23 protein-coding genes are annotated in these 25,228 nt (G+C 42.7%); 14 read left to right on the forward strand and 9 right to left on the reverse strand.

The features are described 5' to 3' along the window. The first annotated feature begins 152 nt into the window (after positions 1-152). The gene (locus ABWV45_RS04460; RefSeq protein WP_353349094.1) at positions 153-1,193 is read left to right on the forward strand and encodes a phospholipase A2; all 1,041 of its coding nucleotides are present in this window, start codon (positions 153-155) and stop codon (positions 1,191-1,193) included. Between the two features lie 185 nt (positions 1,194-1,378). Here the strand turns inward: ABWV45_RS04460 and ccoM are convergent, their stop codons facing one another. Both ccoM and ABWV45_RS04470 read right to left on the reverse strand, forming a co-directional pair. Further along, a complete protein-coding gene (gene ccoM, locus ABWV45_RS04465) occupies positions 1,379-1,504 on the reverse strand; it encodes a cytochrome c oxidase subunit CcoM (RefSeq protein WP_353349096.1) in 126 nt (41 codons plus the stop codon). 150 nt (positions 1,505-1,654) lie between these two features. After that, complete coding sequence (locus ABWV45_RS04470; RefSeq protein WP_353349098.1) at positions 1,655-2,110, reverse strand: cyclic nucleotide-binding domain-containing protein; 456 nt, start codon at positions 2,108-2,110, stop codon at positions 1,655-1,657. Positions 2,111-2,251: 141 nt separating this feature from the next. On the opposite strand from ABWV45_RS04470, the gene ABWV45_RS04475 reads away from it, so the two are divergent. Together ABWV45_RS04475 and ABWV45_RS04480 are read left to right on the forward strand one after the other, a co-directional pair. Further along, on the forward strand, positions 2,252-3,619 hold the full coding sequence (locus ABWV45_RS04475; protein ID WP_353349100.1) for a tetratricopeptide repeat protein: 1,368 nt from the start codon (positions 2,252-2,254) through the stop codon (positions 3,617-3,619). Positions 3,620-3,654: 35 nt separating this feature from the next. Further along, positions 3,655-6,303 (forward strand): FecR family protein, encoded by a 2,649-nt coding sequence (locus ABWV45_RS04480; protein WP_353349102.1) that lies wholly within the window; start codon positions 3,655-3,657, stop codon positions 6,301-6,303. A 51-nt stretch (positions 6,304-6,354) separates the two neighbouring features. Here ABWV45_RS04480 and ABWV45_RS04485 read toward each other — a convergent pair whose 3' ends face one another. From ABWV45_RS04485 to rpe, 4 genes are all read right to left on the reverse strand, one after another. Further along, on the reverse strand, positions 6,355-7,194 hold the full coding sequence (locus ABWV45_RS04485) for a metallophosphoesterase family protein (protein WP_353349104.1): 840 nt from the start codon (positions 7,192-7,194) through the stop codon (positions 6,355-6,357). Next, positions 7,184-7,786, reverse strand: a complete 603-nt coding sequence (locus ABWV45_RS04490; protein WP_353349106.1) for a hypothetical protein — start codon at positions 7,784-7,786, stop codon at positions 7,184-7,186. The genes ABWV45_RS04485 and ABWV45_RS04490 overlap by 11 nt, the downstream gene beginning before the upstream one ends. A gap of 240 nt (positions 7,787-8,026) precedes the next feature. Next, positions 8,027-8,698, reverse strand: coding sequence for a phosphoglycolate phosphatase (locus tag ABWV45_RS04495; RefSeq protein WP_353349108.1), 672 nt, complete (start codon positions 8,696-8,698; stop codon positions 8,027-8,029). 52 nt (positions 8,699-8,750) lie between these two features. Then, the gene (gene rpe / locus ABWV45_RS04500; protein ID WP_353349110.1) at positions 8,751-9,440 is read right to left on the reverse strand and encodes a ribulose-phosphate 3-epimerase; all 690 of its coding nucleotides are present in this window, start codon (positions 9,438-9,440) and stop codon (positions 8,751-8,753) included. Between the two features lie 387 nt (positions 9,441-9,827). Between rpe and ABWV45_RS04505 the strand changes: the two genes are divergently transcribed. Then, positions 9,828-10,397, forward strand: coding sequence for a lysophospholipid acyltransferase family protein (locus tag ABWV45_RS04505; protein ID WP_353349112.1), 570 nt, complete (start codon positions 9,828-9,830; stop codon positions 10,395-10,397). A gap of 31 nt (positions 10,398-10,428) precedes the next feature. On the opposite strand, the gene djlA is transcribed toward ABWV45_RS04505, so the two are convergent. Genes djlA through ABWV45_RS04520 form a run of 3 tightly spaced genes read right to left on the reverse strand, consistent with a single transcriptional unit; the run spans position 10,429 to position 12,919 of the window. After that, the gene (djlA, locus tag ABWV45_RS04510) at positions 10,429-11,226 is read right to left on the reverse strand and encodes a co-chaperone DjlA (RefSeq protein WP_353349114.1); all 798 of its coding nucleotides are present in this window, start codon (positions 11,224-11,226) and stop codon (positions 10,429-10,431) included. Further along, positions 11,219-11,914 carry an N-acetylmuramate alpha-1-phosphate uridylyltransferase MurU gene (gene murU, locus ABWV45_RS04515; protein ID WP_353349116.1) on the reverse strand — a complete coding sequence of 232 codons (696 nt, stop codon included), beginning with the start codon at positions 11,912-11,914 and terminating at the stop codon, positions 11,219-11,221. The genes djlA and murU overlap by 8 nt, the downstream gene beginning before the upstream one ends. A gap of 3 nt (positions 11,915-11,917) precedes the next feature. Next, positions 11,918-12,919 carry an aminoglycoside phosphotransferase family protein gene (locus tag ABWV45_RS04520; RefSeq protein WP_353349118.1) on the reverse strand — a complete coding sequence of 334 codons (1,002 nt, stop codon included), beginning with the start codon at positions 12,917-12,919 and terminating at the stop codon, positions 11,918-11,920. Between the two features lie 96 nt (positions 12,920-13,015). Between ABWV45_RS04520 and ABWV45_RS04525 the strand changes: the two genes are divergently transcribed. The 10 genes from ABWV45_RS04525 to ABWV45_RS04570 all read left to right on the forward strand — a co-directional run bounded on the left by ABWV45_RS04525 (position 13,016) and on the right by ABWV45_RS04570 (position 25,200). Beyond that, entirely contained in the window at positions 13,016-15,442 is a 2,427-nt protein-coding gene (locus ABWV45_RS04525) for an LPS-assembly protein LptD (protein WP_353349120.1), read from the forward strand. Then, entirely contained in the window at positions 15,432-16,733 is a 1,302-nt protein-coding gene (locus tag ABWV45_RS04530; RefSeq protein WP_353349122.1) for a peptidylprolyl isomerase, read from the forward strand. Before ABWV45_RS04525 ends, ABWV45_RS04530 begins: the two co-directional genes overlap by 11 nt. Next, positions 16,723-17,730, forward strand: a complete 1,008-nt coding sequence (gene pdxA / locus ABWV45_RS04535; protein ID WP_353349124.1) for a 4-hydroxythreonine-4-phosphate dehydrogenase PdxA — start codon at positions 16,723-16,725, stop codon at positions 17,728-17,730. Before ABWV45_RS04530 ends, pdxA begins: the two co-directional genes overlap by 11 nt. Continuing rightward, positions 17,720-18,532 carry a 16S rRNA (adenine(1518)-N(6)/adenine(1519)-N(6))-dimethyltransferase RsmA gene (gene rsmA / locus ABWV45_RS04540; protein WP_353349126.1) on the forward strand — a complete coding sequence of 271 codons (813 nt, stop codon included), beginning with the start codon at positions 17,720-17,722 and terminating at the stop codon, positions 18,530-18,532. Before pdxA ends, rsmA begins: the two co-directional genes overlap by 11 nt. Then, a complete protein-coding gene (gene apaG / locus ABWV45_RS04545; RefSeq protein ID WP_353349128.1) occupies positions 18,525-18,896 on the forward strand; it encodes a Co2+/Mg2+ efflux facilitator ApaG/CorD in 372 nt (123 codons plus the stop codon). Before rsmA ends, apaG begins: the two co-directional genes overlap by 8 nt. A gap of 1 nt (position 18,897) precedes the next feature. Beyond that, a complete protein-coding gene (locus tag ABWV45_RS04550) occupies positions 18,898-19,701 on the forward strand; it encodes a symmetrical bis(5'-nucleosyl)-tetraphosphatase (RefSeq protein WP_353349130.1) in 804 nt (267 codons plus the stop codon). 14 nt (positions 19,702-19,715) lie between these two features. Then, positions 19,716-20,039, forward strand: a complete 324-nt coding sequence (glpE, locus tag ABWV45_RS04555) for a thiosulfate sulfurtransferase GlpE (protein WP_353349132.1) — start codon at positions 19,716-19,718, stop codon at positions 20,037-20,039. Positions 20,040-20,434: 395 nt separating this feature from the next. Continuing rightward, positions 20,435-22,357 (forward strand): PrkA family serine protein kinase, encoded by a 1,923-nt coding sequence (locus ABWV45_RS04560; protein ID WP_353349134.1) that lies wholly within the window; start codon positions 20,435-20,437, stop codon positions 22,355-22,357. 12 nt (positions 22,358-22,369) lie between these two features. After that, positions 22,370-23,662, forward strand: a complete 1,293-nt coding sequence (locus tag ABWV45_RS04565; RefSeq protein WP_353349136.1) for a YeaH/YhbH family protein — start codon at positions 22,370-22,372, stop codon at positions 23,660-23,662. Continuing rightward, on the forward strand, positions 23,659-25,200 hold the full coding sequence (locus tag ABWV45_RS04570; protein ID WP_353349138.1) for a SpoVR family protein: 1,542 nt from the start codon (positions 23,659-23,661) through the stop codon (positions 25,198-25,200). The genes ABWV45_RS04565 and ABWV45_RS04570 overlap by 4 nt, the downstream gene beginning before the upstream one ends. The last annotated feature ends 28 nt before the right edge of the window (positions 25,201-25,228 follow it).

Below are 25,228 nucleotides of genomic sequence, written 5' to 3' on the forward strand. Positions count from 1 at the left end.
AAAATATTGTGCGCCAACTGCTGTTGGCTACTACCTCTTTTTTAAGTAGCTTCAAACAACATTCTGTCAAAGCATTCAACAGCAGTAACAGTTACTTAAAAATGAAAGACCACTTCTGAACGTTATTTAAAATTAAAAGAACGGTACTAAAAATGAATAGATTAATTCTAGTTCCCTTAATACTTATGTGTGCATGGGCCAACCTAGCTTATGCTGACAGTTATACTCATACATCTAATGCAGCTATCTCTGGGCACAATAAAAAGAAAATTACAGGAGGGTTGGATGCTTGCAAAAACGCCTGCGTAGCAGAAACAACGTTCTTATGTCGATCATTTGATTACGACAAAAAAAATGAAAGCTGCGATCTAAGCGATATGACTGAAAGCGATGTTGGCGGCCTAAAAAGCGATTATGCGAATGATCCTTACGACCACTACGCTAGAGACTTTTCATCCGATACCGACGCAGGGCTACAAGATCACTCTGCATCGCTGCGCAAAGAGTTCAGCTGCTCAACACCTAATGACGACGGTTGCAGTAACCCATTAAATGGAAAAGTCACCAAGTCTTGGAAGCGTCTTTTCAAACCGGCTTGTCAAGTACATGATTGGTGTTATAGCTCGCCATGGAGAATATCAGGAGTAACCGGATATAAAGGGCAAAAAAAATGCGATGATGAATTCCAGAAAAATATGGAAGCGATCTGCAGTAATCGCCCCAATGTTGAACGACTAGATTGCTGGACACAAAAAACTACGTATCACTTAACAGTCAGAGACTGGGGGCATAAAGCCTTCGACCAGGGTCAGCGTAATGCAAATCGAAACTGTAAATTTGAAGAATCTCAAAAAGTAAAAAACGGTGCTATTACCTTTTTTAACAGCGGCGGTTATGTCGCCAAGTTTGTTCTCACATACGTTAAACCAAAGATTATCGAGGGTATCGAAATCTTTATTCCCGTAATAAAAAGTAAAACACTGCCTATTGGAAAGTATATAGAATGGGAAATCCCCACAGGAAGCAAATCGATCAGTGTAGCTGCCTTTAGTAAAACAGGACTGGCATGGGAACCAGAAAGGCTCATTGTCGAGGAAAGCTGGGGAGACGTTCCGCGAAATCAATGTATCAAAGTCTTTGGTACAACTCTTCATCCAAAACACAATCGAGTGTGCGATTTATTTGACATTTAATAGCGGAAGCCGCAGCGAGCAAGGGATTGTGTCGCATCGCGGTTTTAATGATTCAAAATCTTCAAGCTTAGAAACAAAAAGGCCCGATAATATCGGGCTTGAAAGGTTCACTATCCTGTGAGGGTTGCATCCTGCATCGAGGGATTTACAATTCTTAAACCACCCATTTGATCCAAAAGGATCAATTAAGCGTGTTTGTCATCTTTGTGCTTAGCAATGTCATTTTTAATGAAGCGGTAAACGCCCACAAAAAATCCACACGTTAAACCAACAATTAATAGTCCTGCTAATACATATTCATCAACGTACATGGCCTGTCACCTCATATGTTTGTTTAAATTTTCAATGATTTTAGGATAGTCCTCATTGAGAATTTAAAATTGATGTGAGTCAATTTGGCTTAGTAAGAGTATGCTTGGTGATAAAGAAACTGACACAGGTCAATTTTGAATTTACCGAGATTAAGCCTTACTGGACTGGTTATTCTTTGCAGCTACCATACCCGCTAACTTTATAATTATTTGATCTTTAAACTTCTCTCGAATCTCCGCATTTAGTGCCCCCAATAAGCGTCTATCTACTTTTAACAAGATACAGACCTCATTAGCAATCACATTAGTGGTGCGCGGTGTATTTTGAATAAATGAAATTTCGCCAAAGAAATCACCAGGTTCAACTCCCGCTAATGGGTCATCCACGCCGTTTAATACTACTCTCGCGGTCCCACTTAATAATATGTAAAAAGCTGTATCAAGTGTGTCCTGCTCTATAATATATTCATCTTCTTGTGCCACAAAAAATGCCGCTTGCGTATCGACGATTTTTTCTTTTTCAAACGAGGTAAACTCCTTAAAAAAAGGCACTTTATTTAAGATAATCAATATCCTACCGCGCCCTAGAGTCGTAATCCTTTTCATATGCTTGTCCTGGTCATATACCTAGAAACATCCATCATTATGTAATCTTAGCCTAGATTGCACAAAGAGCAGCGAATCTTGGATTCGCTGCTAGACTGAATTTAACAGGATGTTTCCGCGGATCTTACTGGTTCTAATATCATGAAGAAATTAACCCGTTTATTGTTAGTCTCTATCAGTATATACATGGCTAACTTTACGTATGCAGAGGAATCGGCGGTGCCAGCAGCTCCCGCTGTCACCCCTGAGCAAACAGAAAAGGCTCGTATGGATGCCCTAAAGGTACTTATAAAGAGACAGCAATATAGCCAAGCTTACGAACTGGCCAACCGCATGTTAAGTGAGCATGAGGGCCTGCCTGATTTTGACTTCCTTTATGGTATGGCCTCGGTTGAAAGCCAGCATTATGATCAAGCGCTTTTTGCATTTGAACGCTTGGTTCTGACCTTTCCCAAACAGCCTAGATACCGTTTAGAACTCGCCCGTACCCACTTCTATCTTCGTAACCTGACACGTGCCGAAGTGGAATTTAATAATGTGCTTAAACAAAATCCACCTGAGCCTGTTCAAAAAAATGTAAAACGCTTTATGGAGCGCATTACGGATCTAAAACGCAGCGTCGAATCTAAATTTATGTTTGTTGTTGATGTGGGTGGCGGCTATGACACAAACATCAATAGTGCCACCAGTGAAAAAGAACTACCAAAGGAAGAACTTATATTCCCTGTTGATATTGCACTTGATGACGCCAGCCGCGAGACTGGCAGTGCCTATTGGAGCGCCCTAGCCCACATGATGTACATTGCACCATTAACAAAAACCAGTGCCTTTGATGGACGCATGGTGGTATCCAATCGCAGCAATTCAGAAACTCCAATCTACGACCTAACCACCGCCATGGGTGAATTGGGCTACAGCTTTTATACCGGACCAATTAAGTGGCGCGGCGCAGGTCGCTATCAGTTTGTACAACTAGACGGTGAAGAGCTCCTAAACAGCCAGTCTTTGCTAGGACAAGCCAATTGGCTGTTAAAAAAAGGCGCTAATATTGGGTTTGGTTTAAATTATGGCATGTCCAGCTATCCAGACAATTCAGACGGCGATATAACTCAACAACAATTCAACCTTTCTTATGCCAGCGCGCCAGAAAAGGACAGTTGGAAATTAACCCTTATATTCGGTACCGATAGCACCGATGAAGCCTCCAACAAACATAGTGGCAAAACCTACCAAGGATTTACTTACCAAAGTACATCTCTTACCGGGCAACGCTCAAGTCGTTACTGGACATTTAGCATTTTAAGTAATGAATACGATGCAATTAACACTGCGTTGTATACAAAAATCCGTAAAGATCAAAATGCGACATTTGGTATTGGCTGGCGCTACAACTTTAGTTCTCACTTTAGCTTTAGAAACGATTACAGCGTCAACTACAACGACAGTACGCTGCAAGCTAATACCTACACACGGGCTAAAGCTGAAATCGGACTTACATATAATTTTTAATCCAATGTTCTATGCGTAACGTTGGGGGAGGTAATATGAAACTCATTAAAATAATCGGTGTTGTAATAACACTAATGTGCGTATTTACATTCCCAACATGGGCCGCACCGTTAGCTGGCCATGTAATATTAAGTAAAGGTCAGGTTACTGCCACATCAGATCAAGGTACTGACCGGATATTAAAACGACGCAGTGAAATTTTTAATGGCGATGTCATAAAAACAGGGGCCACTGGTTCAGTGCAAATACGCTTTGTAGATAAAGCCCTTATGACCATTAAAGCCAATAGTGAAATGAATATAGAATCCTACCTAATGGCCCAAAAAGGTGCTGATAAAAAAGACGAAAAAGTATTAATGAGTTTAGTAAAAGGTGGCTTTAGAACCATCACCGGCACCATTGGTAAAGGGGATAAAAGCGCTTATAAGGTCAACACCCCTGCCGCATCCATTGGTATCCGCGGCACTAATTATGAAGTCCAACAAGAAGCGGATGGCAGCTTTGTAATGGGTGTGTACAGTGGTGGTATACAAGTTGAAAATGAATCCGGAAGTTTAGATTTAGGGGACGGTGCAGATTTTAACTTCACCCGTGTTAAACCAAAATCATCACCTAAAGGTTTATTAGCACCACCTGTAACATTGGCTGAAAATAATGCCACGGAAGAGTCCGATGAAGAAAGCGAATCTTCAGATGGCGAAGCCGATAAAGAACAAGTAGCCAGCGAAGAAACCACTGAAGAGGGTGACGAAAATCAAGAGGACAGCAGCGGCGAAAGTAACGATAAAGATGACGCTCAAGGCAAAACCATTATTGCACAAGTCGGTGGTGACAATGACAGTTCAAACGATAGCACGACAAATGCTGACTTAGGTGGTACAGAATCTAACGCAGATAGCAGCAACACTTTAGATGCCTTAGCCAGCCTTAATGTGAATGTGGATGAAAATGTATCTGATGCCCTAGACACTGCACTTACCGACAAAATAGAAGATGTCAAAGATGAGTTTGTAGAAACCGGAGGCACTGACCAATTGTTGGAGGATGCGTTAATTGAAGCTGGTATATTGAGTGAAGGTCAAACCGTAGACGACTTAGACCCAGAGCTATTAGTCTTAGTTGAATTATGGGAGTTAAATCCAACCAGCATCGAAGCTTTAATCGCCAGTATTCAAGCACAGCTTGATGTTGTGGCCGCACAACCATTTGATTTTACCGACCCATACGCCAATATTGATGCCACTGGGATTACCAACCCTTTCACTCAAAGTATTATCAGTGATGAAGCGTTAGCACTTGGCGAAAGCGGAGACATTGCAGTTTTAGCTATGCCCATTAATTCTAGCAATAATTATTCAGGAGACTCACCTGCTATAAGTACTCTAGAAGCCCAGTTAATGTCACCCGATATCGTCAACTTCACCCCGTTTGATTACTCCACAGAGAACGTACATTTCCGAATCAGTTACGATGTTATTAATATTGGCACAGGGGAAAAGACTCGATATGAAATTGAGATCTCAATGAATGAAGACATTGTCGCCTTTGCGGACTTTAACACTTTCTTATTTAACTCTGTTGTCGAAAATGATGTTTTTGTCGAAGTAGACGGTCAGTTTGTGCAACAAACTAATCCCGGTCACATTACCGTTTCTTTTAATGCTGAAACTCAAAAATTCGACTTTATACCAACAACTGGCAGCGACGAATTTATTTTAGAAATGGAGCTGAATTATGATAATAGCAACACATCAACCGCTGCCATCGCTCTTCAGCAATCATTAGGTTCAGGAAGTTCAACCACCCAAGACCATTGGTATGCTGAATCAGGGTTAGACTTATTTATTGGTAATGGCTCTTGGGAAGGCAGTACTGATCGCCCCATTTTAGTAATGAAAGATTCACACTCACATCAAGATGCCGACGGCACAGTGGTAACTGATGACAGGCTAGAAGTAGTTATGAAACCGCTAGAAGCCGATAACACCGTTTCATCGTTAGCCGGTTTTGCCAGTTGCATCGACTCGCAACAAACCTGTGACATACAAGTGAACAGCGTCAGTGCCGCTGACAATATTCGTTGGGGCGCTTGGCTTGCCGAGCCCGGTGAAGGCATTGAAATTACTAAATTCGAAGTGAATGAAAATGTTATTGAAACCCAGCAAGAAGAAAATATTTTAGCATTTTGGTTAGCAGCTGAGCGTGCGGACATCAATCAATTAACCGGTTCGGCAAACTTTACTACGGATAGCGACTGCGCGCGCTTTGGTCAATGCATTGGCTTTGCTGATGACGGCATCGTGCAAAGTCTGACGGCCAACTTTGATGTAGACTTTAATAGCGGTGCCATTACCAATGGCAACCTAGTCATTGAAACCACTGAAGATCCAGATTTAGGTTTACTTGGTGGCTCTGGAGCAGTGGAGTCAACATGGAACGTAAATTTCTCCGGCCAAATGAGTGCAGATCAAAACAATAACCGCTTACCTGAGTTCCAAACCCATACTCTCAACGGAACGGTGGTGGATTCTGGTAATGCGGCAGACTCTTCTACGAGTGTTATCGGAAACATTGGCGGTATCTTTGTTAAACCTGGGGATGTATTTGCCGGAGGCTACAACCTTGGCACCGCAGATACTAACAAACACGCTGCAGGTGTGTTTACCATGGAAAAAACGCCTTAATTGAATTTTGCGAACACATGCCAAAGCCGCTTAATAAAGCGGCTTTTGTATTTAACGGCTACGGTTTCGTATCTGCGCCACTTCACACTTATCAAGTGTACAATTCTCTAAGGTGAACCCAGCAGGATTAATACTTAACAAACCAAAGCTTTCTTCTTTAGTAAATGTTGTGGCGTAATGGGGTAACTGAACATCCGTTAATTGCCAATAATCAAACTTATGCACATGTCCGTGTACACCAAGATCCACACCTAGATTTTTGAGTTCTTCGCTTAATGCTAAGTCCGTATCCCAAGGTGCTATGTGACTAAATACCATAGTGTAGTCTCTGGTTTCATACCCTTGAGCTTCTTGTTCTAGCCAATCCCTATCAGGCACATTGGAAAATTCATATTTATTGTCGTTATAAGCAATAAATTTACTGTTTTGGTAAGTAAAACTATAATCTTCAGGGCCAAAGTATTTATGCCAGATATCTGTACCAAATGCCAAAGCATCGTGATTACCAATCACAGATAAAATAGGCTGCTTTGCTTTTTCCATGGCTTCACACACCCATTCAAATTCTGCTTTGATACCTGTTTCTGTCAAGTCACCCGTTAACAGAATAAAATCCACCTCCGGTAAGGTATTCACATATTTAATGACTTTCTCGAATGCCCCTGGATACATTTGCGGATCACTCAATACCGCCACTTGATAGGTATTTTTAGTGCCCACTTGTGCTTCATAATTGGCTAAGCGATTGATGTTATATTCAATGGAAACTTTTTCAGAGCAATTCGCATCGGTTGCCCATGGGCTGATTTCATAATCACAAGCACTTAATACAAACAACATAATGCTAACAACGCTGATTAAACGAATACTCTTCTTGGTTTTAAAATGCATAACGAACTCCAAAACCCCAATTAGTTATCCCTTCTAGCCCAAGATAATCGTAATTATCATAGAAAAAATCAGGTTCACGCACATACGAAGCTAAACCAACATCTAATATTGAAACATCCAAATACACGTCAATTACGGGTGTAATTTCTAGGGTTGCTTGATAATTAAAAATGATCCTCAATGCCGAAGGAGCGTAATACCCTTTTGGATATTGTTCTGGCAACTCTAAAAATAAGTCGTCATGGTTAGCCATTAAAAAACCAGCACCTAAGCTTAACGGCTTTAGCTTCATTTCTTTTATGTTTACCACATACGGGTTGTCGTAACGATAACGAAACGAGAACAACATCAATTCTTTATGATTGGATAATTTCGGTACGTAACCAACGCCAACTAACACACTGTGATTAGGTTCAAACTTATTACCAATTGATACGTGACCTAAACCCAGTAGAGAACCGGATTGAACATCAACATACTCACGATCTAGGAAGCTAATAAACCCATGAGCTTGAGCAATGCTAAGTGCATTCAAGAAGATAAACGTAAAATATAAATACAGAGGTTTTAAACGCTGCTGATTAAAAAACACTGGTGTATTTCATCCTTATTAAATATTGGTTCAAAGTATAATTGTTTTCGATACCATCAAACTAGCGGTATTTTTAGAACAATTAAATTTGAATTTTGAATGTTTTCTTTTACACAAGCTGAGTAGAAAATAATTTCTTCTATTCAGCAAACAGACTCTTTAGTAATATGAATTAACCACTTAGATAAGATAAATATAATCTACTAAATTGATCATTAGATATAAAATCTAAAACAAGTATTATGACCTGAGTTGTGAAAATAACTGCCCCATATCTTCAAACAAATAACTGGGAGATAAGACTGAAAGGTCTAGCCCCTGATTATAACCTTGCTGTAAAGCCACACATGCCACACCGGCTTGTTGTGCGCATTCAATGTCTGCCCGACTATCGCCTATCATCAAACATTTATCCGCTTGAGTTGAGCACTCTTTCATTACATGCAACAAAGGTAGCGGGTCTGGCTTCTTGCTTTGCAAACTATCACCGCCTAATACCAAACTAAAAAAATCCGAAATACCAAGTTTCTCAAGTAACTCAGGTACAAATTGGATTGGTTTATTAGTTAATAGCACCAAGGTTTTTTCACTTTCTTTTAAAAGCTCTAAAGTCGGCTTTACTTTCGGATACAATACGCTTTTCTCGCACAGAGTATTTTGATAGCTCACTAGAAATTGCGAATGCAATTTTTTGATATTATTTGACGTGCACTCAGCGATAAAATCCAAAGCTCGCTCAATCAGTTTTAAACTGCCATTGCCTACCCACTGGCGAACATTACTCTCGCCTACGGGTATAAAGTTTAAAGTGTTAAGAGCATGATTTAACGCCAAGGTTAAGTCAGGCACGCTATCCACTAGCGTGCCATCAAGATCAAAAACAAACACATCGTACTGATTGATATCCAGCATATAAAACGCCCTGTTTAATCATACTTAAACGGGCTTCCTTTCCTAATAAAATTTAAGCCGTGGCTTTGGCGATTTCCGCTTTCATAGCTGCAATGGTGGTTTGATAATCCGGCGCGTTAAAAATTGCAGAACCCGCCACAAAAGTATCCGCACCCGCGGCAGCAATCTCGCCGATGTTATCGACTTTCACACCGCCATCAATTTCTAAGCGGATATCTAAGCCGGACTCATCAATTTTTTTACGAGCTGCACTGAGTTTTTCTAAGGTATTTGGAATAAAACTTTGCCCACCAAACCCAGGGTTCACAGACATAAGCAAGACCATATCTAATTTATCCATAACATAATCAAGGTAATGCAATGGTGTTGCAGGGTTAAACACTAAACCTGCTTTACAACCCGCGGCTTTAATCAGTTGCAATGAACGGTCGATATGCTCTGAGGCTTCAGGGTGGAACGTAATGTAAGTGGCGCCCGCTTCAGCAAAATCACCAATCATACGATCCACAGGGCTAACCATTAAATGTACATCTATCGGCGCTGTTACCCCATGCTTGCGTAGCGCCTTACACACCATTGGGCCTATGGTTAAATTCGGCACATAGTGGTTGTCCATCACATCAAAATGAACAATGTCCGCTCCGGCTGCCAATACGTTGTCCACTTCTTCACCTAAACGGGCAAAGTCAGCCGATAATATGGATGGGGCAATCAAAGGTGTTTTCGTTGATGGCGTACTCATGGGTGCTCTCAAGTTCATCAGATTAATCTGGTCGCTATTGTACCTAAATTTTCACCAAATGGCCCTCTAGTCTTTATGCTAGCGTGTAGCACTAATCTACATGTCTGGCACTATGGTTTTGCTTTTAATGGGCGTTTTGATTAACCTTGATGAACTAGCCAGAGGATTGGTGCCTGAAACCCTGCCAAGTGGATATGACAGGTACACTATAATAATAAAAAGACACCTTGGTATTGACTGTTTTTAGGCCTCTATATGTACTTAATTCGTATTTCTTTCGCTTTTGTTTTGTTGTGCCTATTAGCAGCATTCCTCACCCCACTCGCACTTTTTAGAGCCAAACATCGCAACAACATGGGTGATGTTTCGCAAATCTGCGGAAAAGTCATGTTATGGTATTGGGGTGCCGATATTAAAATCGAAAACCCTGAGCGTTTAAGTCCACAGCAACCCACTGTTTTAGTGGCAAATCACCAAGACACCCATGACATTTTTTTTGCCATCAGTATTATTCGCCGAGGCACCGTTGTCCTAGGTAAGTGGGAGGTTTTATACATCCCTTTCATTGGCGCCTTATTCTATCTAGCGGGTAACATTTTAATAAAACGCAAACAAAAACAAAAAGCACAAAAAGCCTTAGGGCAAGCGGCTGATAAAATGAAAAAGAAAAATTTGTCGGTGCTAATATTTCCCGAGGGCACCCGTAATTGGGGCAAGCCCTTACCCTTTAAATTAGGCGCATTCAAATTAGCCATTGAAGCGCAAGCGCCAATTCAGCCTGTATGTTTTTCTCTACGACATAGCACAATGGACTTTAGGAGATGGTGTTCTGGTACGGTAAAAGTGAAGTGCCTCGAACCCATCAGCACAAAAGGTTTAAGCGAAGACGACGCGGTTGAACTAGCGGTAAGATGCCGAAAACTAATTGAGGCCGAATGCATTAAAATCAGCCAATAAATTTCAATAGTCACTACAAACTGATGCAGGCTTATTTGCGGGATTTTTTGATTTTATCGTAGGCAGTTTGAATCTCTTGGGCTTTTTCTTTGGCTAGGCGCATCATTTCTTCTGGCAAGCCTTTGGCCACCAGTTTATCGGGGTGATGCTGGCTCATTAAACGTCGATAAGCCTTTTTTAAATCCGCATCGCTGACGTTTTCGCTCACCCCTAACACACCATAAGCGGTTTTAAGCTCGTCTGCACTGTGTCGAAACTGATCATTAAAGCGTCCACGAAACTGCTCTTGGCTGGCTCGAATACGGTTGTGAATTAACTCGAACTGCAACGCACTGATTCCTAATGTGCGGCAAACCCTATCAAGCATGTATTTTTCTTGCAGGCTCAATTGGCCGTCGGCATAAGCCATACTGAGTAATATTTCTAAGAATATTTGAATTAACGAACCTCTGTGGCCCACTGCCCGCATAAAGGTTTCTAACTCTTTTTGTAAGTCTAGATGCGGGCTTTTACCTTCGTTAAAATACTCAATGGCTTCTTTGCGCTGCACACTGTTTAAACCCATTTGGTCCATGATAAAACGGGCCTGTTCAATTTCAGACTCGCTAACGCGACCATCGCTTTTGGCCAATTGCCCCATGACTAAAAACGTAACACGGAAAAACGCATTTTGACTGGCGCCGCGAGCACCACTAGGCGATTCTTGGCGAGCATACATTTGGTCAAAGGCATTACCCACCAATACCCCCAGCAATAACCCTAGAGGTCCACCGGATAACAATCCGATAAACGCGCCGATAAGTTTGCCCGCCCAAGGTTGTTTAATCATGCTCAACTCCTAACTGCAAGTGATGCTCTAGATCATTTAAACGCTGCACAGTTCCCACATCCAGCCAATAGCCTTGGTAATGTTCACCACCCACTTTGCCTTCGCTCATGGCTTGTTTTAGTAACGGAGCCAGTTTAAAGGCTCCTGAGTGACTATCTTTAAATAGGTCTTTATGTAAAACGCTCACACCACTAAAAGTAAGTTTATTTTGTCCCTGCCCGCTGGCTGTGCTCACCTTCGAGTTACACAAATAAAAATCCCCTTCAGGGTGGTGTTCAGGGTTATCCACCAGCCACAAATGAGCCAAATTATGCGACTCATGCTGATATAACTGCTTGTAGTCCATATCAATCCACACATCCCCATTCACCACACAAAACGCATCTTGGTATTGGGTTAGTAAAGGTAATGCTTTAAAGATACCACCACCGGTTTCTAAGGGTTCCGATTCTTGACTGTATTGAATGTGACAGCCAAGCCATTTTCCGTCCTGTAAATATTGCTCAATTTGCTCACCTAAATAAGCATGGTTAATTACAATATGCTGAAAACCTGCCGCCACTAATTTACGAACATGATGTTCGATCAGCGGTTTACCCGCCACTGTTAGCATAGGTTTAGGAGTGGTATTGGTGAGCGGTCGCATTCGAGTACCAAAGCCAGCCGCTAAAATCATGGCGGTTTTCATAGGCTACCCTTGCTCTGACTCTAAATGCGGCATCAACCGTCGAGTTAAAAAGTGATGAAACTCACTTAAGCTATCGTACTGGGCTGATACCTGTATCAAATAATTCAATGTCCGCGGAATATCATTCATGTAACCGGTTTTGCCATCCCTATGATTAAGACGTGCAAAAATCCCCACCGCTTTTAAGTGGCGCTGTATTCCCATCCAGTCAAACCACAACATCAATTGATCATCACTGATCGAGCCAACAATGCCTTTCTCTCGGGCTTTAGCAAAATACTCTTTTGCCCAAAGATGTACCTCTTCAATAGGCCACGCCACATAACAATCACGCAGTAGGCTGGCTAAATCATAGGTTAATGGGCCTAGCACCGCGTCTTGAAAGTCGATAATACCTAGGGTGTCATCTTCTAGCACCATGATATTACGGCTATGGAAATCTCGGTGCACGGGCACTTGAATTTGCCCCAAAGCACTTTCCCGTAGGGTTTCAAAAGTACTGTGCAGCATGGAGGTTTCTTGAGGGGTTAATTCAAAATTAAGATGGGTGCCCAAATACCAATCGGTAAATAGGGCCATTTCACGATCCAGCAACGGCCCGTCATATAGGGGAAGATCTATCTGAGACTGCTGTATTTGCAAGATGGCATCGAAACACTGGTGATACAATCCCTCAGCGCTGGCCTCATTAAGCATTGGGAACAATAATTGATCTCCCATATCGCTTAGCAGCATAAACCCTTGCTCTAAATCAGCCTTAATCACGTTTGGCACGTTAATTCCTTGCTCAAACCAAGCTTGGCCAATAACTAAAAATGGCTGGCTATTTTCTTTTTCTGGGGGCGCATCCACACAGATATACGAGCCATTTTCCGTATACTGTCTAAAATAGCGACGGAAGCTAGCATCTCCAGAAACCACCTCTAGGGAACCTTGTGGTGACTGTGAGTTCGTATTTAGGGTGTCAATTACCCAATTTTGTAGAGATTGTTGGCGGTCATCCATTATGAACACTGGCCCTTATATGGGATAAAACGTACAATTTTAGTTTTGCTGCGCACAATAACATAAGTTTTAGCTTTGATTAGGAATTTCAACAATATGCCACGCCAAGGGCTTCTCATTTTTGCCATTGTGGTTGCACAGAGTCAGGCTAATCCCATTGCCCCATATGACCAGCTAAACTGGACACCCCGTGACCAGCTGCCTGCTGAGATGCAACAATCTCTACCTAGCTTTTGTAGTGGTACTTACCTACCTGAATCTTTACAGTTTTCTCACTCTGGTGCCATGGAAATCGAAAGTGACCAAGGTGAATTTATCGAAAAGCAAGGGGCCACTTTCGAGGGTAATGTATTACTCAAAATGAATGGCCAACAAATCCAAGCTGATTCAGCCAGTTACCATCAAGATACCGGTAAAGCCCAATTTGCAGGTAACATCCGCCTGCACAGTCAAGACATAGCTCTCGCCACTAAGCAGATGGACTACGACACACAATCTGCTCACGCCAGCATTCAACAAGCACACTATGTCATTGCACCACTGCATCTTCGTGGTAAGGCCGGCAATATAGAGCTACTGGGGGAAAACCAGTTAAATTTATTCGATGCCAGTTATACCTATTGCGAACCAGGCCATAATGATTGGGATATAGCCGCCAGCGAGCTGCTCTTAAACCAACAAAAAGGTTACGGTGAAGCATGGCACGGGCGACTGCGAATCAAAGAAGTCCCCGTCATGTACTTACCTTATTATCGTTTCCCCCTAGGACCCGATCGCCTTACTGGTTTTTTGAACCCAGAATTATCGCTAGATGTGCGCTCTCCCAAAGGCGACATAAGTAAAACCGAAATCGCGGTGAAGCAATTTGCCTTACCGTTTTACATCAATATCGCCCCCAATTATGACGACACCTATACCCCTAGGTTGGTTTATAACCACGGCATCATTCACGAAAACGAATTCCGCTACTTAAATGGTCTAGGTGAAGGTGAGTTCGCCGTCAGTTATTTAGCAGATGATAAATCCAATGACCGCGATGAACTGACCGACGAAGACTACCGTCAGCAAGAGCGTTGGTCCCGCTCGTTACATCATAGTGGTGAATTTTCCACCAATGTTAAAAACCGCATTCATTACGAAGAAGTTAGCGACACCCACTTCGAAGACGACTTCAATCGCTCAGGTTTAATCAACCGCACCAGTCATTTAAAACAAAATGCAGAAGTTGAGTTTAACAATGGCACATGGCAAGCCCTGACTCGAGTTGAGCAATACCAAACCATCGACGAAAACATAGCGGACAGTTCCCGACCTTATAGCCGCTTGCCACAAGTGGAATTAACCCGTTTAAACACCTTTGAATACAACACCCTTAACTATGACGCTACCGTGCAAGCTACCCGCTTCACCCGTGACCATGATGGTATTAGCGGCCAAAACCTAATTGATGGTGAGCGCCTACACACACAAGTAAGCATCAGTTACCCTTGGCAACAAGCCTATGGATTTTTAACCCCTAAAGTAGAAGCCCAATACACTCAATACAGCTTTCAAAATGTTAGCGATGCCTTGATCACCAGTGGCTATGAAAAAGAAGTGACCCGCACAGCCACAATATCCAGCCTTGATGGCGGCTTGTTCTTTGAGCGTAACTTCCAATTCATGGACTCAAGTTTTGTGCAAACCCTAGAGCCTCGTATTATGCTGGCTTACATTCCTTATGTTGACCAAAGCAACATTCCCCTATTCGACACCACCCAAACCACATTCAGTTATAGTCAGTTATTTCAGGCTAACCGGTTTACCGGAGTCGATAGAGTCGGTGATACCCAACAAATGAGTGTAGGGTTAACTACTCGCTTTCTTGATGGATCCGGCTTAGAAGTGGTGCGCGCCAGTATCGGCCAGATTCACTACTTCTCGGACCGCCAAGTGCAATTGGCCTTAAGCGGCACCCAAGCTGAAGTCCTTGGTGATGAATACACAAAAAGCAGTTCATCTTTAGCGGGTGAGTTTCAGTGGCTATTTGCCCCAAATTGGCGTACCCGCTTGGATATGCAGTACAACCCTCACGCCCAAAGCGATGAAGAACCCATTGAAAAAGGCAGTATGCTGCTAAATTATCAATCCCCTAGCAGTTGGCTTTTTGATATGAGCTTTAGTCATGTAGAATCTAGCTCTCAAAAACAACTGGGGATGGCATTTTTTGCCCCGCTTAATGATAGCTGGGCAATTTACACACAAAAGAAACACGATCTTTGGCCCTATGAGGCAGCAGATAAGCAGCTAAAAGAAGAAGAAAATTTATTGAACATCGAAGGTCTGTTAGGCATCGAATATCAAAACTGTTGCTGGCGAGCCCAGTTAACATATGAAGAACACACTCGCAGTGATAGCACTAAAGACTACCAATTCATGTTTCAACTGCACCTTAAAGGCTTAGGCATCCTTGGTAGTAAAAGTGATGACATCTTAAGCGAACGCATATTAGGTTACGATCAAAGGCAATTCCATGATTATTAAACAAGTTATCAATCATCGCTGGCTTAGCGCCATGATGGCATCTTTATTGTTAAGCGCGCCCATGGCTCAGGCAAAACTGGAACCACTTGATCGCATCACTGCCGTAGTGGATGACGATATCATCATGCAAAGCGAATTGGACGCACGGGTCAATGTGATAAAAAACCAAAGAAAAGGCATGCGTTTACCACCAGACTTGGTTTTGCAAAACCAAGTACTCGAACGCCTCATCATTGAAAGCATTCAACTGCAAATGGCCGAACGCTCTGGCATTCGTATCAGTGATCAGCAGCTTAACCAAATCATTGCCACCATTGCCAAGCAAAATGGTTTAAGCATAAAACAGTTTCAGCAGGCTCTCGCCAAAGATGGCGTTAATTATGCCGAAGCCCGTAATCAAATTCGCCGTGAGCGCATCATCTCTGAGGTACAGCGCTACCGCGTAGGCAACACCGTTCAAATCAGCGAGCAAGATATCGACAGCTTTTTAAACAGTGCCCGAGGCCAAACCGCTACATCTGAAGAGTTCCGCATTGGCCATATCCTGATTCAAGTTCCTAGCCAAGCGAAAAACTCCGAACTTAACAAAGCGAAAAAAACAGCCCAAGGCCTTGTGAAAACGTTACGTAATGGCGGGAATTTTGAACAAATCGCCATTGCAAATTCTGATGGTCGAAATGCACTCAAAGGCGGTGACCTAGGCTGGCGCAAAGAAGCTGAATTACCGTCGTTGTTCGCGGATATTGCTCCTACCCTTAAAAAAGGTGGCATCAGTGATCCCATTCGCAGCGCCAGTGGTTTTCATATTATTAAAGTCACCGATAAACGCGGTGGTAACGAGCAAATCGTTCGCCAAACTAAAGCTCGTCATATTCTTATTCAAGAAAGCACTATTCGTAGTGAAAAAGACAGCCAAAAGCTAATCAACGATATTTACCAGCGCGTTCAAAAAGGGGAAGATTTTGCTGAGCTTGCCAAAGAATTCAGCGACGACCCAGGCAGTAAAGTTAACGGCGGCGATTTAAACTGGATCAACGACGGCGACATGGTACCTGCATTTGAAAAAGCCATGAAAGCTAGCCAAAAGGGTGAAGTAAGTAAGCCGTTTAAATCTCGTTTTGGTTGGCACATTCTAGAAGTGATCGATTATCGCCAAAAAGACATGGCCGAAGAAGTGCAACGCAACCAAGCACGTCAGCTGCTATATAGCCGCCGCTTTGAAGAAGAACTACCAATTTGGCTACGCCAGATTCGCAGTGAATCCTATGTGGAAATCAAAAATGAGCAATAGGTTAGCCCTAACTGTTGGCGAACCCTCAGGCATTGGCCCAGATTTAACCGTGGCCCTTGCCCAGCGCACCCATCAAAGCCAAATTGTTGCGGTGTGCGATCCTGATTTACTGACCCGTCGTGCCGCCTTATTACAACTGCCTCTCACTGTTAAATTGTTTGATAAAACAGACACGACACCCGCTAACGCCGGTGAAATATGGGTAGCACCGATAAAACTGGCCCAAACAGAGGTCGCCGGTAAGCTTAACCCGGCTAACGGCCAATATGTGCTTGATACCCTTAGCCACGCTGCGCAAGGCTGTTTAGATGGCACCTATGATGCCATGGTCACCGCACCTGTGCATAAGGGGGTCATCAACGAAGCAGGCGTGCCTTTTACCGGCCATACAGAGTTTTTAGAAGAGTACACCAATACTCAAAGAGTAGTGATGATGTTGGCGACTGAAGGTTTAATGGTGGCATTAGTTACTACTCACCTAGCCTTAAAAGACGTACCTGAAGCCATCACCCAAGAGCGCCTTACACAAGTAATCAAGGTTTTAGATCACGACTTAAAACAGTACTTTGCCCTGCCCAACGCCAACATTTTAGTATGTGGGCTTAACCCCCATGCGGGCGAAGATGGACATATGGGCCGAGAAGAAATCGACATCATTGAGCCCGCCTTGGCCAAACTTCGCGCTCAGGGCATTCAATTAAGTCAACCCCTTCCAGCAGATACTTTATTCACCGACAAAGTGCTAAAAAGCGGTGATGCAGTGTTAGCCATGTATCACGACCAAGGCTTACCTGTCTTAAAATTCAAAGGGTTTGGTCAAGCAGCGAACATTACTCTAGGCTTACCTATTATTCGTACATCTGTGGATCACGGCACCGCACTTGATTTAGCGGGCACAGGCAAAGCTGATAGTGGCAGTTTACACACCGCCATTGCCTACGCCGAACACATGGCCGCCAGCCGTGCCACCCATAAAGGAAACACCCATGTCTCGTAGTCATATGGGCCACCAAGCCCGAAAGCGTTTTGGTCAAAACTTTTTGCACGACCCAAACGTCATTCGTAATATTGTAAAAAGTATTCGTCCAAAAGTGGGCGATAACATGGTGGAAATTGGCCCAGGTTTAGGCGCCATCACAGAAGAATTGCTAGACGCCACCGAAGGTTATTTAAACGTGGTCGAACTAGACCGCGACTTAATACCCGGCCTTAATGTTAAATTTTTCAATATGCCCGGTTTCAAAGTCAATGAAGCGGATGCACTGAAATTTGATTTTGCCAGTTTATATGAAGAAGACCGCCCACTGCGCATTGTGGGTAACTTACCGTATAACATTTCAACCCCTCTTATTTTTCATTTGCTTAGCTACACCGGCAAAGTGAAAGACATGCACTTCATGCTACAAAAAGAAGTGGTGCAGCGCCTAGCGGCTGGCCCGGGTGAAAACAATTACGGCCGCTTATCCATCATGGCTCAATATTTCTGTGAAGTGCAGCATTTATTTGATGTGGGCCCTGGTGCGTTCAAACCAGCACCAAAAGTAGACAGCGCTATTGTACGCATGGTGCCTTACGCAACCTTGCCACATCCGGTAAAAGATCACCGCACACTGGAAAATATCGTCCGCGAAAGTTTCTCTATGCGCCGTAAGACATTACGTAATAATCTAAAAAACACCATTTCCAGTGATGACTTAGAAAGCCTTGGTATTGATCCCAGCCTTCGCCCTGAACGCCTTGGTTTGGCAGAGTTCGCTCGTATTGCTGACTTTGTTTTTGAAGGATCTAACCATGAGTAAGGTATTTGTTCATGTGATGCCTAATTACATGCCAGAAGAATCTTCTTCAGAAAAGCAGCGGTTTGTTTTTAGCTACACCGTGAGTATTACCAATGAAACTCTGCATCAAGTTCAATTGCTATCTCGTCATTGGATCATTACCAATGGTGAAACATTAAAAACACAAGAAGTTCGCGGTGACGGTGTCATCGGGCAAAAACCCATTATTCAACCCGGTGAAAGCTACACCTATACATCAGGCACCGTCATGGAAAGCCCTGTTGGCACCATGCAAGGGTTCTACACCATGCAAGATCATGAAGGGGCGTTTTTTGACGTGGAGATCCCCGTATTCACTTTAGCTGTAACCCATAGCGTGCATTAACATGAGAACCTTTGCTGTAGGTGATATACAAGGTTGCCTAACACCACTGCTGACCTTGCTTGATAAAGTCAACTTTGATCCAGCCAGTGACCAGCTCTGGTGCGTGGGGGATTTAGTCAATCGCGGCCCTGACAGTTTAGGTACATTAGAATTTCTTCACAGCATCCGTAAAAGTTGCAAAATTGTACTGGGCAATCACGACTTGCATTTATTAGCCATGGCTTATGGGCAAAAGGCCACAAAAAAAGATGGCGACCTTGATCGCATCATCGAGTCTAAAAATGCAGACACACTATTCAAATGGTTGCGTAAACAACCTCTTCTTCAATGGGATAAAGAGCGAAAACTGGCCATGTGTCATGCGGGTATCCCGCCCATGTGGAGTTTAAAAAAAGCCAAATCTTTGTCAGAAGAAGTGGAAGTGGTACTACAAAGTAAACATCACAAAACATTTTTCAAACACATGTACGGCAATACACCGGTTACATGGGAAGATGACTTAGTGGGCACAGACCGTCTGCGCACCATCACCAACTACTTCACTCGCATGCGCTTCATTGGCCCAAATGGAGAGTTGGATCTAGACAACAAACAAGCCACCAACGATCACAATAGTTACGTTAAACCTTGGTTTAGCTACCCAAACAAACTCAAAGATAACACCTTATTGTTTGGGCATTGGGCAGCACTAAATGGCGTGTTCCACCTGCCTAATATGATAGGCTTAGATACAGGTTGTGTATGGGGTGGACCACTGACGTTATTACACATCGAGAGTGGCATACGCCATCGTGAAACCTTATAAATTGGTGATTAGGCATGTTTCAACATATTAATATTCAAAAACTCAATGAATTAATGGAAGGCTCACAACCCTTACATATTCTGGATATTCGCGACCCTCAGAGCTATGCGACAGGCCACATTACCGGTGCAAAACCGTTAGATAACAGTAATGTACAAACGTTTATTGAAAACACAAAAAAAGAGGACTGTGTGGTTGTTTGTTGCTATCACGGTAATTCTAGTCAAGGAGCTGCTCAATTCCTTGGCGAACAAGGATTTACTAACGCCCATAGCTTGGACGGTGGTTTTGAAATGTGGAAACTCGCCAAGCCGGAAAAAATCGAACCTCAAAATTAGCACCCTCTTTTCTATAACACCACTTTACCCCATCTTTTCTTTGGCTCTTAAATCATAAGGGCCAACCTTTTTTATTATATAAATTTCTACTTTTAGCGTACTTATTGCATGGCACTATGTAACCCGTTATGACAAACAGGTTTTTATAAATAAACTAAATGGCCATAAGGAGGAATCACACAAGCGTTTAAAAATAAACTTTTTTAATTATAAAAAAGGCACAACCTATGCAGTTTATTTCACAAGGCATTAAAAAATTGACGCCTTACTGCTAATCCTTTCCAAAGCAGGAAATAAAAGGAATACACGGAACCGAAATAAGTCTAAATTAATTATAAAGATATAGACCTATTTGAGAGCAGTATATGAGCACATAGACACTAGGTGAGGTTACCATGAGCATATTCAACCATTTTCAGGACCGCTACAAAACCACACAACAAGAAGTCATGACGCTGCAAGAATATTTGCAACTATGCAAGGATGATCCAAGCGTCTACGCCAGTGCGTCCGAGCGAATGCTTATGGCCATTGGCGAGCCAGAGCTGGTGGACACCGCCAGCGACCCTCGACTCAGTCGGATTTTTTCAAACAAAGTCATCAAACGTTATCCCGCTTTTAATGAGTTTTACGGCATGGAAGAGGCCGTTGAACAAATCGTGTCGTACTTCCGTCATGCGGCTCAAGGCCTAGAAGAACGCAAACAAATTTTATATTTACTTGGCCCTGTTGGTGGTGGTAAATCCTCATTAGCAGAAAAACTAAAACACCTAGTGGAAAAAATTCCATTTTATGCCATTGAAGGTTCACCGGTTTTTGAATCCCCTCTTGGGCTATTTAACCCAGAAGAAGATGCCGCCATACTAGAAGAAGACTTTGGTATACCTAACCGTCACATTAAAGGCATTATGTCCCCATGGGCGGCTAAACGCTTACACGAATACAACGGCGACATCAGCCAATTCAAAGTGGTTAAACTGTACCCTAGCATTGTTGATCAAATTGCGGTTGCTAAAACCGAACCAGGTGATGAAAACAACCAAGATATTTCCGCACTCGTCGGTAAGGTTGATATTCGCAAACTTGAAGATTACAGCCAAGACGACCCAGATGCTTACAGCTTCTCAGGTGCATTATGCCGCTCTAACCAAGGCATGATGGAATTTGTGGAAATGTTTAAAGCTCCTATTAAAGTGCTACACCCACTGCTAACCGCCACTCAAGAAGGCAACTACAATGGCACAGAAGGCATGGGGGCCATTCCGTTTGATGGCATACTCATGGCACACTCCAATGAAAGCGAGTGGCAAACCTTCAAAAACAACAAAACCAATGAAGCCTTTATCGACAGGGTATACATTGTCAAAGTCCCTTATTGCTTAAGAGTCAGTGAAGAGATCCACATCTACGAAAAATTACTCGCCAGCAGCTCACTAAGTGAAAGCCCATGTGCGCCAGACACACTCGGTATGCTTGCTCAATTTACAGTGCTTTCTCGTCTACTTGATCCGGAAAACTCCAGCATTTACAGTAAAATGCGCATTTATGACGGCGAAAATTTAAAAGACACTGACCCTAAAGCCAAATCCATACAAGAATACCACGACAGCGCAGGTGTCAATGAAGGTATGGCTGGGCTTTCTACACGATTTGCTTTCAAAATATTAAGCCGAGTATTCAATTTTGATGCTAGCGAAATAGCCGCTAACCCAGTTCACCTCATGTATGTACTGGAAAAACAAATTGAACAAGAGCAATTCCCACAAGAAACTGCTGATCGTTACTTAAACTTCATCAAAGAATATCTTGCACCTAAATATGTGGACTTCATTGGTAAAGAGATTCAAACAGCCTACTTAGAATCTTACAGTGAGTACGGTCAAAACATATTTGATCGCTACGTCACCTATGCAGATTTCTGGATTCAAGATCAAGAGTATCGAGACCCTGAAACCGGCGAAATCCTTGATCGCGTATCCATTAATGAAGAACTAGAAAAAATAGAAAAACCAGCTGGCATTAGTAATCCTAAAGACTTCCGTAACGAAGTAGTAAACTTTGTATTAAGAGCGAAAGCCAACAATTCAGGAAGAAACCCAAGCTGGCAGAGCTATGAAAAAATGCGCGCGGTCATTGAGAAAAAAATGTTCGCCAACACTGAAGATTTACTGCCAGTTATTAGCTTTAACGCAAAAGGCTCTAACGAAGAGAAGAAAAAACACGACAATTTTGTGGCTCGCATGGTTGAACGAGGCTATACCGAAAAACAAGTCCGACTCCTATCTGAATGGTATTTACGCGTTCGTAAATCACAGTAGTGAGGTGTGCCTATGAGCTATATCATAGATAGACGACTTAACGGTAAAAATAAAAGCATGGTAAATCGCCAGCGCTTTTTACGCCGCTACAAAAGTCACATTAAAAAAGCCGTGACCGATGCGGTCAATAAACGCTCCATAACCGATATGGAGCGTGGTGAGAAAATCAGTATTCCAACACGGGATACCAGTGAACCCGTGTTTGGTCATGGCAGTGGAGGTGCTCGGCAACGAGTCCTTCCCGGTAACCGTGAGTTTAATGCAGGAGATAAAGTATTACGTCCTAAAGGCCAAGGCGGTGGCGGCGGTGCTGGAGAAGGCAATGCCAGCAATCAAGGTGAAGGTGATGACGACTTCTCATTCTTTATCAGTAAAGACGAATTTTTAGATTATGTGTTTGAAGACTTAGCTCTGCCGAATCTAATCAAGAAAACGTTAAACGAACACGATGCGGTTGAGTACCGTCGTGCAGGCTTCACCGCCACAGGCACCCCAAACAACCTAGCGGTTGTAAAATCCATGCGAGCAGCTCAGGCTAGACGCATTGCTCTTTCTGCAAGTTCACGCCGTAAGCTTAAAAAAGCCAAAGCTGAACTCGAAGAAGAATGCGCTAAAGATAATGACCTAAAAAATCCCATAAAAATCAAAGAGCTTGAAGAAGTTATTTTAAAGCTCGAAGAAAAAATCAAAAAAATTCCCTTTATTGATACCTTTGATATCAAATACCGTAATGTTTTGAAAGAACCTGTGCCAAGCACCAAAGCGGTGATGTTTTGTGTGATGGATGTATCAGGTTCAATGACTCAGCAAATAAAAGACATGGCCAAGCGATTTTATATATTGTTGTATTTATTTTTACAGCGTAATTATGAAAAAACTGAGGTCGTTTTTATTCGGCATCACACCAGTGCTAAAGAAGTAGACGAACAAGAGTTCTTTTATTCACGGGAAACCGGCGGCACCATTGTATCAAGCGCCCTTGAATTAATGGCTAACATAATTGAAGAACGCTACAACCCAGCCGAATGGAATATTTATGGCGCGCAAGCCAGTGATGGCGACAATTGGGATGATGACAGTCCACAATGTGCTGAAATTTTGCATCAGCGTATTATGCCCATGTCACAATATTTTGCCTACATAGAGATCACCCCAAATGCTCACCAAGCATTATGGCGTGCCTATGAAGACCTTGCTCCACAGCTAGGCGACCGCTTTGCCATGGAACAAATTACCAGTGCAGAGGATATTTTCCCTGTATTTAGAGACTTATTTTCACGTAAGTCTCTTAAGGAGGCCGTATGACAAAATCCAAAAAGCGAGAACCCATATCAACCGGTTCGGAATGGACATTCGAGCTATTACAAGAATACGACAAAGAAATCGGACGAATCGCAAAAGAATATCGATTGGACACCTACCCCAATCAAATCGAAGTCATTACCGCCGAACAAATGATGGATGCCTATGCCTCTGTAGGCATGCCAATTTCTTATCACCATTGGTCATACGGCAAGCATTTTTTGCATACGCAAACCCATTATCAAAGAGGACAAATGGGTTTAGCATATGAAATTGTTATTAATAGTGACCCGTGTATTGCCTACTTAATGGAAGAAAATACCGTATGCATGCAGGCACTGGTTATTGCCCACGCTTGTTATGGCCATAATTCATTTTTCAAAGGTAATTATTTATTTAGAACATGGACCGATGCCAGCGCCATTATTGATTACTTGGTGTTTGCCCGTAACTACATAAAAAAATGTGAAGAACGCCACGGAGTAGAAGCCGTAGAAACCGTATTGGATGCGGCCCACGCACTCATGAACTATGGTGTTGATCGTTATAAACGTCCACGCCCAATCAGTACCGAAGAAGAAAATCAACGCCAAGAAGAACGGGAAGCCATTTTACAACAACAAGTTAATGACCTGTGGCGAACCATTCCTAGTACAGAAAAAGCCAAACATAAAAAAACTAAACGCTTCCCTGAAGAACCTCAGGAAAACTTATTATATTTCTTAGAAAAGAATGCCCCATTATTACAATCTTGGCAGCGAGAAATTCTGCGTATAGTCAGAAAACTCGCTCAATACTTTTATCCTCAGCGCCAAACTCAAGTGATGAACGAAGGTTGGGCCACGTTTTGGCATTACACGCTGTTGAATACTATGTACGACGAAGGGCTTGTGACTGATGGCTTTATGATGGAGTTTTTAAACAGCCACAGTGGCGTGATCTATCAACCACCATTTGATAGCCCCTATTTTAGTGGTATTAACCCTTATACTCTTGGCTTTCATATGATGAGTGATATTCGTCGCATTTGTGAAAATCCAACCGATGAGGACCGTGAATGGTTTCCCGACATTGCTGGCAGTAATTGGTTAGACACTTTGCATTTTGCTATGCAAAATTTCAAAGATGAGAGCTTTGTTCTACAATATCTTTCACCAAAGTTAATGCGCGATTTGAAGCTATTTTCCATCATGGATGACGAACGTAAAATGCACATCAGCATAGATGCCATTCACGACGAAATGGGCTATAAGCGAGTCCGTGAAGACTTAGCCAAACAATATGATTTATCCTACCGTGAACCGAATATCCAAGTTTACTCTGTTGATATAACGGGGGATCGTTCGTTAACCTTACACCATATTCGTCAAAACAATATTCCGTTAAGTGAACAGACACAAGACGTGGTCAAGCATTTGCAAACATTGTGGGGGTTTGATGTGTACCTGCATTCAATCAATGAGGAGGGCAAGCCAGTTAAATCCTATACCTGTTCACAAAGCACAGAGCATGCTGAGGAACAACTAGAACTTAATGCTTAATCTAACAGCACCGCAATGTGCGGTGCTT

The organism is Oceaniserpentilla sp. 4NH20-0058 (assembly GCF_040371755.1).
In the GTDB taxonomy this organism is placed as follows: domain Bacteria; phylum Pseudomonadota; class Gammaproteobacteria; order Pseudomonadales; family Oceanobacteraceae; genus Bermanella.